The 11,824-nt window shown below is 70.9% G+C and carries 10 protein-coding genes; 4 read left to right on the forward strand and 6 right to left on the reverse strand.

Annotated elements, in window-relative coordinates:
• Window positions 1-140: 140 nt before the first annotated feature.
• Window positions 141-1,166, forward strand: coding sequence for an ATP-dependent 6-phosphofructokinase (locus QMK30_RS03405; protein ID WP_283515623.1), 1,026 nt, complete (start codon window positions 141-143; stop codon window positions 1,164-1,166).
• A gap of 100 nt (window positions 1,167-1,266) precedes the next feature.
• Here the strand turns inward: QMK30_RS03405 and QMK30_RS03410 are convergent, their stop codons facing one another.
• The 6 genes from QMK30_RS03410 to QMK30_RS03435 form a co-directional block, all read right to left on the reverse strand.
• Window positions 1,267-1,944 carry a helix-turn-helix domain-containing protein gene (locus tag QMK30_RS03410; RefSeq protein WP_283515624.1) on the reverse strand — a complete coding sequence of 226 codons (678 nt, stop codon included), beginning with the start codon at window positions 1,942-1,944 and terminating at the stop codon, window positions 1,267-1,269.
• Between the two features lie 128 nt (window positions 1,945-2,072).
• Window positions 2,073-2,924: a carbohydrate ABC transporter permease gene (locus QMK30_RS03415; RefSeq protein WP_283515625.1), complete on the reverse strand. Its 852-nt coding sequence runs from the start codon at window positions 2,922-2,924 to the stop codon at window positions 2,073-2,075.
• 2 nt (window positions 2,925-2,926) lie between these two features.
• Window positions 2,927-3,793 carry a carbohydrate ABC transporter permease gene (locus QMK30_RS03420; protein ID WP_283515626.1) on the reverse strand — a complete coding sequence of 289 codons (867 nt, stop codon included), beginning with the start codon at window positions 3,791-3,793 and terminating at the stop codon, window positions 2,927-2,929.
• A complete protein-coding gene (locus QMK30_RS03425; protein ID WP_283515627.1) occupies window positions 3,790-5,157 on the reverse strand; it encodes an ABC transporter substrate-binding protein in 1,368 nt (455 codons plus the stop codon). The genes QMK30_RS03420 and QMK30_RS03425 overlap by 4 nt, the downstream gene beginning before the upstream one ends.
• Before the next feature lie 117 nt (window positions 5,158-5,274).
• Window positions 5,275-5,949, reverse strand: a complete 675-nt coding sequence (locus QMK30_RS03430; protein ID WP_283515628.1) for a response regulator — start codon at window positions 5,947-5,949, stop codon at window positions 5,275-5,277.
• Window positions 5,950-5,995: 46 nt separating this feature from the next.
• Window positions 5,996-7,591 (reverse strand): sensor histidine kinase, encoded by a 1,596-nt coding sequence (locus tag QMK30_RS03435; RefSeq protein ID WP_283515629.1) that lies wholly within the window; start codon window positions 7,589-7,591, stop codon window positions 5,996-5,998.
• 181 nt (window positions 7,592-7,772) lie between these two features.
• On the opposite strand from QMK30_RS03435, the gene QMK30_RS03440 reads away from it, so the two are divergent.
• The 3 genes from QMK30_RS03440 (at window position 7,773) to QMK30_RS03450 (ending at window position 11,706) form a co-directional block, all read left to right on the forward strand.
• Window positions 7,773-9,158, forward strand: a complete 1,386-nt coding sequence (locus QMK30_RS03440) for a cation:dicarboxylate symporter family transporter (RefSeq protein WP_283515630.1) — start codon at window positions 7,773-7,775, stop codon at window positions 9,156-9,158.
• Between the two features lie 112 nt (window positions 9,159-9,270).
• Window positions 9,271-10,269, forward strand: coding sequence for a LysR family transcriptional regulator (locus QMK30_RS03445; protein WP_283515631.1), 999 nt, complete (start codon window positions 9,271-9,273; stop codon window positions 10,267-10,269).
• Between the two features lie 72 nt (window positions 10,270-10,341).
• Window positions 10,342-11,706 carry a carbohydrate-binding protein gene (locus QMK30_RS03450; RefSeq protein WP_283515632.1) on the forward strand — a complete coding sequence of 455 codons (1,365 nt, stop codon included), beginning with the start codon at window positions 10,342-10,344 and terminating at the stop codon, window positions 11,704-11,706.
• Window positions 11,707-11,824 lie beyond the last annotated feature (118 nt).

The raw sequence follows: 11,824 nt of genomic DNA on the forward strand, positions 1-11,824 counted from the left end.
GGCGCCCGCCGGGCGAAAGGCCTGTCCGCCGGGCCCAAGGCCTTCCCGGCGGAGCAGCCGGGAGAGCGGAGGTCCCGCGACCCGTGGAACAATCGGGTTCTGGCTCACATGTACCACTAGCGAGCAGGAGAAACAGCGCGATGCGTATCGGAGTTCTCACCGCAGGCGGCGACTGCCCCGGGCTGAACGCAGTGATCCGGTCGGTCGTGCACCGTGCCGTGGGTCACGGCGATGAAGTGATCGGCTTCGAGGACGGGTTCAAGGGCCTGCTCGACGGTCACTACCGCCCCCTCGACCTCAATGCCGTCAGCGGCATCCTGGCCCGCGGCGGCACCATCCTTGGCTCGGCCCGCCTGGAGCGCGACCGGCTGCGCGAAGCGGCCGAGAACTGGCACGAGTTGGCCGCGCGGTCCGGTATCGACGTGCTCATCCCGATCGGCGGCGAGGGCACCCTGACCGCGTCGCGGATGCTCTCCGACGCCGGGATGCCCGTCGTCGGCGTACCCAAGACCATCGACAACGACATCAACGGCACCGACCGCACGTTCGGGTTCGACACCGCGGTGGGCGTCGCCACCGAGGCGATAGACCGGCTCAAGACCACGGCCGAATCGCATCAGCGCGTCATGGTCGTCGAGGTCATGGGCCGCCACGCGGGCTGGATCGCGCTGGAGTCGGGCATGGCGGGCGGCGCGCACGGCATCTGCCTGCCCGAGCGGCCCTTCGAGGTCGACGACCTGGTCAAGATGGTCGAGGAGCGCTTCGCGCGCGGCAAGAAGTTCGCCGTCGTGTGCATCGCGGAGGGCGCGCGCCCGGCCGAGGGCTCCTCGATGCCGTACGAGAAGGGGCTCATCGACAAGTTCGGCCACGAGCGCTTCACCGGCATCGGCACCCGCCTGGCGATCGAGCTGGAGAACCGGCTCGGCAAGGAGGCCCGCCCGGTCATCCTTGGCCATGTGCAGCGCGGCGGCACCCCGACGGCGTACGACCGGGTGCTGGCGACCCGCTTCGGCTGGCACGCGGTGGAAGGGGCGCACCGCGGTGAATTCGGCATGATGACCGGACTGCGCGGCACCGAGATCGCGATGGTGCCGCTCGCGGAGGGTGTGTCCGAGCTCAAGAGGGTCCCCGAGGACCGGATGTACGAGGCCGAGTCGGTCTTCTGACCCGGCCCGCGGGGGCCTTGTGCCGCCGCGGCGCACGCCGAGCGGCCCCGGCCGTCGCCCTCCGGGGGACGGCCGGGGCCGCTTCGTACGGAAACTCCGCTCAGTTCCGCGCCAGCTGCCAGAAATGCCCGAGGATTACGTCCAGGTACTCCCGGCCCGCCGCGCCGTCCCCCGAATCGCCGCCGCCCCAGCTCAGCGTCGACACCATCCGCGACTGGTAGTCGGTGTGCAGCTGCTGGAGTACGTCCTCGATCCGCTGCCGGGGCAGCGGCAGCAGCTTGGTGGTCGGGCGTACGTACGCCTGCCAGCGGGTCATCACCGCACTGCGCAACAGCTCGGCCAGCTCGTCGTCGCGGCCGGTCACCGTCATGAACTCGCGCGGCCCCAGCGCGAGCGCCTCGGCGAGTGCCGCCGTCTGCCGCTCGTTGCCGCGCCACCGACCCTCGTCCTCCATGCGCTGATATGCGCCCAGCACCATGCCGAGGCGCCGCGCCAGGTCCTGCGCCGCGAGCCCGCGCGACATCCGGTGCTCGCGCAGTGTGGTCGGGGCGCCGAACAGCTCCCCGGGAGAGCACCACAGGACCCCGGCCAGCGCGGTGATCTCCCGCGAATCGGGGGCCCGCGCACCGCGCTCCCAGGCGACCACCAGATCGGGACCGACATTGAGGCCGTACTGCGCGCGCAGGCCGTACGCGACATGACCGGGTGCCATCCCCAGGGCCTCGCGCAGACGGCGCGCGGCGGGGGCGTTGAACGGCGGGGTGGGGTGCACGGGCACACCGTATTGAGGTGTGAGGTGCGGTGACTACGGTGCGTTCGGCCAAGATCACAACTCGTAGGAACGTCCTACCGCGGACCGTGATCGAACCGGTTGCGGGCAGGCGTCGATCGGGTATCGACCGGTGCTCACCCCTTGACCGCACCGCCCAGTGCGAAGCCGCCGCCCAGCCGCCTGGAGATCACGATGTACAGGACGAGCACCGGTGCCGAGTAGAGGAGGGAGAAGGCCGCCAGCTGGCCGTAGATCACCGAGCCGTAGTTGCCGAAGAAGCTGAAGATCGAGACGGACGCGGGCAGTTGCTCCGGGGAGAGCAGCAGCATGAACGGGACGAAGAAGTTTCCCCAGAGCATGATGAAGGTGTAGATGGTCACCACCGCCACCCCCGGACCCATCAGCGGCAGCACCACCCGGGTCAGGGTCTGCGTCACGGACGCCCCGTCCGTCCACGCGGCCTCTTCGACGACCTTCGGGACGCCGTCCATGAAGTTCTTCATCAGCCAGATGGCGAACGGCAGTTGGGAGGTGGCGAGGAAGAGCGCTGTCCCGTACATCGTGTCGATCAGATCGACCTGTACGAAGAGCCCGTACACCGGGACCATGATCGCGGTGATCGGCAGACAGGTCGTGAACAGGATCGTCAGCAGGTACGGGCGGTTGAAGCGCGAGCGGTAGCGGGAGAGCGGATACGCCGCCAGGGTCGCGCACGCGATGGTCAGCAGGGTCGCGCCGCCGCACAGCAGCAGGCTGTTGAGCATCGGAGTGAAGGTGATCTCGTCGGTGAGGACCGCGTCGAAGTTCTCGAAGGTCGCCGAATCGGGCATACGGACCCGCAGATCGGCGTCGGAGTCCACCGAGGCCAGCAGTAGCCAGAGCAGCGGCAGCGAGAACGCCGCGGCGACCAGCAGCAGGGCGGCGTCGGCGGCGATACGGCGGCGGGTGCGGCGCTTGATCACCGGCATACCCCGAGTTGCGGTCATCGTCAGACCTCCACCTTCATCAGGCGCAGATAGACGACCGAGAACAGCGCGCCCACCAGGAGCAGCAGCAGTGCGACCGCCGTGCCGTAGCCGATGAGGCTGTTGGTGAAGGCCTGGTCGTACATGAACACCGGGAGGGTCTGGCTGCGGTTGCCGGGGCCGCCGCGGGTCATGGCCCAGATCAGCCCGAACACCGACAGCGTGGACAGGGTGTTGAGCATCAGATTGGTGCCGATGGAGCGGCTGATCATCGGCAGGGTGATGTGCCGCAGCCGGCGCAGACCGCTCGCCCCGTCGACCGCAGCCGCCTCGTTGATCTCCTTGGGGATCTCGGAGAGCGCGGCGGAGTAGATCAGCATCGAGAAGGCCGTGCCTCGCCACACATTGGCGAACGACACGGCCAGGATGGGCAGGGTGAACAGCCAGTTCTGGCCCGGCAGATGCAGCCAGTCCAGGACGGCGTTGAGCGTCCCCTCGCGGCGGAAGAACGCGTACAGGAGGAACGCCGCGACGATCTCCGGCAGCACCCAGGCGCAGATGACGAGCGCGCCGGTCACGGTGCGCGCCGGCCGGGACGCCGCGCGCATCAGACCGGCCAGCGCCAGCCCCAGCGTGTTCTGGCCGACCACAGCGGACACGAAGGTGAAGACGAGCGTCAGCCACACCGCGTTGCGGAAGTCGTCGTCGGAGAAGGCCCGGCGGAAGTTGTCCAGGCCGACGAAGTCCGAGGTGGAGGAGCCGGTGAGTTGGGTGTTGGTGAAGGCGATCCACACGCAGTAGCCGATCGGCCCGGCCAGGAAGAGCAGCAGGAGGAGCGTGGCGGGGGTGAGCGGCAGCCACCGCCACACCGGCCGCGGCGTGCTGCTCACTTGCGGACCACCGCGCCGTCCACGATCGTGCCGAGCTGCTCGTCGTAGTCCTTCGCGGCGTCCGCCGGTTTGGCGTCTCCCGTCGTGACCTTCTCCATCGCTTCGCCGATGGCCGTGGACACCTGGGGGTAGACGGGCAGCGCGGGCCGGTAGTGGGTGTACTGGACGAGGCCGGTGAAGAAGTCGATGCCGGGCATGGACTTCAGATACTTCGGGTCCTTCGCCACGTCGTCGCGCACCGCGATCTGCGCGGCGGCGATGTCCCATTCGACCATGTTCTTCTTGATCTGCATGGTCTCGATGAAGTCCCAGGCCAGCTCCGGGTTCTTCGCCCGCCGCGGGATCGCCCAGGTCCAGCCGCCCGACATGGACACCTTGCCCGGCGCCTGCCCGGTCTGCGTCGGCATCGCCGTCTGGGCGAGGTCCTTGTCCCAGTCCGGCCACTCCTTGGGGCCCTTGTTGATCCAGTTCTGGCCCATCCAGGAGCCGTCGAGGGAGATCGCGAGCTTGCCCTCGGGGAACCACTCGGTCGCGACGCGGGTGCCCACATTGGGGTCGAGGGCGTCGGAGACGTCAGGCCCGAGCTTCTCGGAGTACACCGTGCGTACGAAGTCGAGCGCGTCCGTGAAGCCCTTGCCGCCCGCCACCCACTTCTTGGCCGAGGGGTCGTAGAGGGGGTCGTCGCCGGTGCCGTACAGCAGCATCTCGAAGCCCTGCATGACGGCTGCCTCACCGGGGCCCTTGCCGGTGTAGACGTTCAGCGGGATGACGCCGGGGACCTTCTCCTTGATCGTGCGGGCGGCGTCGAGGAGCTCCGCCCAGTTCTTGGGCTGCCAGTCGGCGGGCAGCCCGGCCTTGGCGAAGATCTCCTTGTTGAACCACAGACCCCGGGTGTCGGTGCCGTCCGGGATGCCGTACGTCTTGCCGTCCTCCGCCTTCGCGGCCTCCTTGGCCGTGTCGACGAACCGGTCCCAGGTGTCCCACTTGGCGATGTAGCTGTCGAGCGGCCTCAAGTACCCGGCCTTGATGTCCGAGTTGATGCGGAAGGTGTCCTCGTAGACCAGGTCGGGTGCGGTCTTGGGAGAGCGCATCATCTGCTGGACCTTGGTGGCGTAGTCGTTGTCCGGCGCCTGGATCGGGACGAGTTTGATCTTCTTGCCGGGGTGTTCCTTCTCGAACTGCTTCTTCATGGACTCCAGGTAGGCGTCCTTGAAGCGGATCTTGTTGTCTGTGGACCGGTTGTAGGCGACCTTGACGGTGTCGGAGTCACTGCCTGAATCCCCGCCGCAGGCGGTGAGGGAACCGGCGGCGAGAGTGGCGACGAGGAACAGCGGGGCGAGCGAAGCGTTGGGGCGCACGGGCACGACCTCCTCCGGCCACGCGAAACGGGTGGCCGCGTGGTGACCGTAGGTCTGCCCCGTGAGCAGGGTCAATGCCCGTGCACGGCCGCACGTTGGTGTCAAGGGGCTGTCAACTCGCCCTCAGCGCAAGGAGATCCACCGGTAGTGCAGCTCCGGGCGGCCGATCTGCCCGTACTGCGGAGTGCGCTCGGCACGGCCCGCCGTCACCAGGTGCTCCAGATACCGGCGCGCGGTGATCCGCGAGATCCCCACCGCCGTGCCGGCCGCCGCCGCGGTCACCCCGTCGGCCGCGGCGGCCCGCAGGGTGCGGGTCACCGCCTCCAGCGTCGGGGCGCTCAGCCCCTTGGGCAGCCCCGCGGGCTGCGGGGTGCGCAGGGCCGCGAGGGTGCGGTCCACCTCGTCCTGGCCGCTGGCCTCGCCCGCCGTCGCGCGGAACTCCGCGTAGCGGGTGAGCCGGTCGCGAAGGGTCGCGAAGGTGAAGGGCTTGAGGACGTACTGGACGACGCCGAGCGAGACCCCTTCGCGCACGACGGTCAGATCGCGCGCCGAGGTGACGGCGATGACGTCCGCGGTGTGGCCCGCCCCGCGCAGCGACCGTACGAGCGCGAGGCCGTGGCCGTCGGGCAGGTACAGGTCGAGCAGCAGCAGGTCGACGGGGGTGCGGTCCAGCGCGCGCACCGCCTCGGCCCGGGAGTGGGCCACGCCCGCCACGGAGAACCCGGCGACCCTCTCCACGTACAGGGCGTGGGCGTCGGCCGCCACGGGGTCGTCCTCGACAACCAGGACGCGGATCACGCGGGCCCCCGCGTGCTGCTCGGACCGCGTGTCGCCATGGACCGGATCATGCGGGCACCTCCGCGCGCAACGGCAGTCTTACGGTGAACTCCGCGCCCCCGCATGGCCCTTCGGCCAGCACGACCGTGCCGCGGCCCCGGTGCACGGCCTGGCGCACCAGGGCGAGCCCCAGGCCCCGCCCGGGGCTCTTCGTCGACCAGCCCCGGGCGAACACCGCGTCGGCGGCGGCCGGCTCCACCCCGGGGCCCGTGTCCGAGACCCGCAGCAGCAGCTCGTCGCCGTGCTCGTCGGTGCGGGCCGTCACGGTGACGCGCGCGCCGTCGCTGCCCTGGGCCGCGTCCATCGCGTTGTCGATCAGGTTGCCCAGGATCGTCACCAGGTCGCGGGCGGGCAGGGTGCGCGGCAGTAGCCCGTCGTCGATGCGGCTGTGCTCGTCCAGGACGAGTGTCAGGCCGCGCTCGTTCGCCTGCGCAGCCTTGCCGAGCAGCAGCGCGGCGAGCACCGGCTCGCCGACCGCGCCGACGACCTGGTCGGTGAGCACCTGGGCCAGCTCCAGCTCCGCGGTGGCGAAGTCCACCGCCTCGTCCGCGCGGCCCAGCTCGATCAGGGAGACCACGGTGTGCAGCCGGTTCGCCGCCTCGTGGGCCTGCGAGCGCAGCGCCTGGGTGAAGCCGCGCTCCGAGTCCAACTCGCCGGACAGCGCCTGGAGTTCGGTGTGGTCGCGGAGCGTCACGACCGTGCCGCTCTGCTCGCCGCCGGAGACCGGCCTGCTGTTGACGACGATCACCCGGTCCGCCGTCAGATGGACCTCGTCGACGCGCGCCCCGGGGTCGAGCAGTGCGCCGGTGAGCGGGGCGGGCAGATCCATTTCGGCCACCGGCCGGCCGACCGCGTCCGGCCCGAGCCCGAGCAGCTCACGCCCGCCGTCGTTGATCAGCGCGATCCGCCGCTGCCCGTCGACCATCAACAGCCCCTCGCGCACGGCGTGCAGCGCGGCCTGGTGGTAGTCGTGCATGCGGCTCAGCTCGGCGGCGTTCATGCCGTGAGTGTGCCGCCTGAGCCGGGCATTGATGACGTAGGTACCGAGGCCGCCGAGCGCCAGCGCGCCGGACGCGACCCCGAGCAGCGCGATCACCTGCTGCCGCAGCTGCGCGCTGATCTTCTCCACGGTGATGCCCGCGCTGACGAGCCCGGTGATCCGCCCGCCGTCGAGCACCGGTGTCACCACCCGCACCGAGCGTCCAAGCACCCCCACGTGCGTCTCGGAGAACGTCTCGCCCTTGAGTGCGGGGTCTGTGCGCCCCAGATAGGTCTTGCCGATCTGGGGCGGCTCCGGATGGGTCCAGCGGGTGCCGTTCGGAGCCATGATCACAACGAAGTCGACGCCGGTCTCCTCGCGCAGCCCGTCGGCGTACGGCTGAAGGAGCGGTGTGGGGTTGTCCGAGCGGGCCGCCTCGACCACCGCCGGGGAGTTCGCGACGGCGGTCGCGGTGGCGGTGGCCTGCCGGCGGGCGCTGACGTCCGCCTGGGAGAGGTCGGAGACGTACGTGAAGACCGCACACCCGGCGACGATCACCGCGACCAGTACGACCTGCATCGCGAAGAGCTGGCCGGCCAGGCTGCGAGGGCGGGGGATACGCATGTCTCTCAGTCTGCCTGGCCTGATTCGTATGAACGAAATGCACGTAAGGGTGACCGGGGTCACAGGGTGCTGCATAGTCACCGAGACCCACCGGGACGTGGGTCACGCAACGAGCAAGCCACAGGGCCGGCGCCCGAGCAAGCCAGAGCGGCCGGCGCGTCAGGACACCTAGGAGAACCCCGTGGCAGGTACAGCCGCAAGGCGGGACCGCACGCACTACCTGTATCTCGCCGTCATCGGCGCCGTCATCCTCGGCATCATCGTCGGCTTCGCGGCCCCCGGTGTGGCCGTCGAGCTCAAGCCGATCGGCGCCGGTTTCGTCAACCTCATCAAGATGATGATCTCGCCCATCATCTTCTGCACGATCGTGCTGGGCGTCGGTTCGGTCCGCAAGGCCGCCAAGGTCGGCGCCGTGGGCGGGCTCGCGCTCGGCTACTTCCTGGTGATGTCGACCGTGGCGCTCGCCATCGGCCTGGTCGTCGGCAACATCCTGGAGCCCGGCTCCAGCCTGCACCTGACCGACGCTGCCCGCAGCGCCGGCGAGGCGCAGGCGGAGGGCGCGAGCGAGTCCACCGTGGACTTCCTCCTCGGCATCATTCCGACGACCATGATCTCCGCCTTCACCGAGGGCGAGGTGCTCCAGACCCTGCTGATCGCCCTGCTCGTGGGCTTCGCGCTGCAGGCGATGGGCTCCGCGGGCGAGCCGGTCATCCGCGGCATCGGACACATCCAGCGGCTGGTCTTCCGGATCCTCGCGATGATCATGTGGCTGGCGCCGGTGGGCGCGTTCGGCGCGATGGCCGCCGTGGTCGGCGAGACGGGCCTGGACGCGCTCAAGTCGCTCGCGGTCATCATGGTCGGCTTCTACATCACCTGTGCGCTGTTCGTCTTCCTGGTGCTCGGCCTCATCCTCAAGATCGTCACCGGCATCAACATCTTCACGCTGCTGAAATACCTGGGCCGGGAGTTCCTGCTGATCCTGTCCACCTCCTCCTCGGAGTCCGCGCTGCCGCGGCTCATCGCGAAGATGGAGCACCTGGGTGTCAGTAAGCCCGTCGTCGGCATCACCGTCCCGACGGGCTACTCCTTCAACCTCGACGGCACGGCGATCTATCTGACGATGGCCTCGCTCTTCATCGCCGAGGCGATGGGCAATCCGCTGGCGATCGGCGAGCAGATCTCGCTCCTCGTGTTCATGGTCATCGCATCCAAGGGCGCCGCCGGTGTCACCGGCGCTGGTCTGGCCACCCTGGCGGGCGGCCTCAGCTCGCACCGCCCCGACCTGGTAGACGGCGTCGGCCTGATCGTCGGCATCGACCGCTTCATGAGCGAGGCCCGCGCCATGACGAACTTCGCGGGCAACGCGGTGGCCACGGTGCTGGTCGGCACCTGGACGAAGGAGATCGACAAGGAGCGGGTCGCCCTGGTGCTGGCCGGGAAGGTTCCGTTCGACGAGCGCACCCTGGTCGACGACCACAACCCCACGCCGCAGGACAAGGCGGACGAGCAGGACGTCCCCGAGCCGCGCGACGGTGTCAGCGGCGACAAGGCCCCGGCCGGCGTGTAGGCGCGCCGACCACTCGCGGGTCCGTTGTCCGGAAGGGCCCGGCCGATCCTTGAGTTCATTTGGTCTGGACCTCCTTATTGCCGCCTGGTTGCCCGGCGGCCAAGCTCGGCTCATGGACCTGGAGCTGAGGCACCTGAAGATCATCCGGGCGATCGCGGACGCGGGCAGTCTCACCAAGGCGGCCACCGCCCTCGGACTCGCCCAGCCCGCGATCAGCGCACAGCTGAAGCGCATAGAACGGGCCCTGGGCGGCGCCCTGTTCGAGCGGGGCCGCAGTGGGGTGCGGGCCACCGCTCTGGGGGAGTTCGTTCTCGACCGGGCCCGCGTCGTTCTGCCCGCCGTGCAGGAACTCCAGTCGGAGGCGGAGCGGTTCGCGCACGCCCCGACGGACCAGCCGGGGGTCCGGCTCGGCGGGACGCACGGCCCGCTGCTCGGCGGCCTGGTCGACCGGCTCGCCGCCGCCGACCCGGGAGTCCGGGTGACGACCCGTACCGCCTGGTCGGAGCGGGAGATCGCCGCCCGGGCCGCCGACGGGCTGCTGGACTACGCGCTGATCGGCACCTGCGGCGAGGACGCGCCGCCCGAGGCGGGCCGGCTGGTGTGGAGCGAGGTCGCGCGCGACCCGGTCTTCGTCATGCTGGCGGTGGACCACCCGCTGGCCGGACGCACCGAGATCGAGCTGGCCGAACTCGCGGCGGAGGCCTGGACCGACGTACCGGGCGACGGCTGCTTCGGGGAGTGTTTCGCCGCCGCCTGCGTACGGGCCGGGTTCACACCGTCCTGCGTGTACGAGACGGACACCGCGTCCTGCGTACATCTGGTCCAGGTCGGCCGGGCCGCGGGGCTCTGCCGGGCCACGTTCCCCGCCACGCCGGGCATGGTGACCAGACCGCTGTCCGGTATGCCGCTGTTCTGGCGGCACCTGCTGGGCTGGCACCCCGACGGCCCGGCCGCGGCCACCGCCACCCCCGTCGTCGCGCATGCCCGCGCCGCGCACACCGACGCCGTCGCGCGCAGTGTGAGCTACACCCAGTGGCTCGCGAGCAGGGTGCTGCCGCCCTCCGTGCCCCTCGCCGCGCGGGCCCATAGCGCCGTGCGGGGGGCCAACTGACATCTGCCGCAGGGGATTCGCGCTGCCTACGGTGCCGGTACACCCCCCCACCGATACCGAGGAGACTTCCCCATGCTCCACAGACACGCCAAGGCAGGGTGCGTCGCCATCGCCGCCGCCGGCGCGGTAGTCCTGACCCTGCTGCCAGGCTCCGCCGCCGCGCGGCAGGCCGCCGAACCGACGGCCAGGTCCGCCGCGGACACCCTCGGGGTCGCCGCCGCGCCTCCCCAGGTACTGCGGGCCATGCAGCGCGACCTCGGGCTCACCGGGGCCGAGGCCCGCGAGCGGCTGGTCAACGAGGCCGAGGCGGGCGCCGTCGCGGCGCGGCTGCGCCAGCGGCTGGCCGGTGCCTACGCCGGATCCTGGGTGAGCGGCGCGGACTCCGCCACGCTCACCGTCGCCACCACCAGGGCCGCGGACGCCGCCGCGATCACCGCCGCCGGGGCGCGCGCCGAGGTCGTGCCCCACACGCTCGCCGCACTCGAAGGCGCCAAGGCCGCCCTGGACCGCGCCGCCGCACGCAACTCCTCCACCGCCGCGCCGGTCTGGTACGTCGATGTGCGCGCCAACTCCGTGGTCGTACAGGCGGTGAGGCCCGCGGCGGCCGACGCGCTGATCGCCGGGAGCGGTGCCGACCGGGGCCTCGTCCGGGTGGCGTCTTCGCCCGAACAGCCGCGCCCGCTCTACGACATACGCGGCGGGGACGCCTACTACATGGGCGGCAGCGGCCGTTGCTCGGTCGGCTTCGCCATCACCCGCGGCGCCACCCAGGGCTTCGCCACCGCGGGGCACTGCGGCCGGGCCGGCACGACGACCACCGGCTACAACCAGGTCGCCCAGGGCTCCTTCCAGGCGTCCACCTTCCCGGGGCGTGACACGGCCTGGGTGGCGGCCAACACCAACTGGACGTCGACGCCCTATGTGAAGGGCTCGGGCGGCCAGAACGTGCAGGTCACCGGCTCGGTCCAGTCCCCGGTCGGCGCCTCCGTCTGCCGCTCGGGCTCCACCACGGGCTGGCACTGCGGCACCATCCAGCAGCACAACACCAGCGTCACCTACCCCGAGGGCACCATCAGCGGCGTGACCCGGACCACGGTCTGCGCCGAGCCCGGCGACTCGGGCGGCTCGTACATCTCGGGGAGTCAGGCCCAGGGCGTGACGTCCGGCGGCTCCGGCGACTGCCGGAGCGGCGGTACGACGTTCTACCAGCCCATCAACCCCCTGCTCCAGAGCTACGGTCTGACCCTGAAGACCACCACGGATCCGGGCGACCCCGGCGACCCCGGCGACCCGGGCGGCACTTGGGCGGCGGGCACGGTCTACGCCACGGGCGCCCAGGTCACCTACGGCGGCGCCACCTACCGCTGCCTCCAGGGCCACCAGGCCCAGCCCGGCTGGGAGCCGCCGAACGTCCCGGCGCTCTGGCAGCGGGCCTGACCCGGCGACTCCGAAGCAGGACCGGTCCTGCTGAACCGGAGTCGCTGAGCGGTGTGGCACCGCCCCGGGGGGGGGGGGCGGGGCGGGGGTGGGTTCGCCGCGCGTTTGCACTGGTCAG

Origin of the sequence: Streptomyces sp. H27-C3 (genome assembly GCF_030063415.1) — a bacterium.
Lineage (GTDB): Bacteria > Actinomycetota > Actinomycetes > Streptomycetales > Streptomycetaceae > Streptomyces.

Coding starts and splice junctions, on each gene's coding strand:
- QMK30_RS03405 (WP_283515623.1), top strand. CDS start 141: ATGCGTATCGGAGTTCTCACCGCAGGCGGCGACTGCCCCGGGCTGAAC.
- QMK30_RS03415 (WP_283515625.1), bottom strand. CDS start 2,924: ATGACCGCAACTCGGGGTATGCCGGTGATCAAGCGCCGCACCCGCCGC.
- QMK30_RS03435 (WP_283515629.1), bottom strand. CDS start 7,591: ATGCGTATCCCCCGCCCTCGCAGCCTGGCCGGCCAGCTCTTCGCGATG.
- QMK30_RS03445 (WP_283515631.1), top strand. CDS start 9,271: ATGGACCTGGAGCTGAGGCACCTGAAGATCATCCGGGCGATCGCGGAC.
- QMK30_RS03450 (WP_283515632.1), top strand. CDS start 10,342: ATGCTCCACAGACACGCCAAGGCAGGGTGCGTCGCCATCGCCGCCGCC.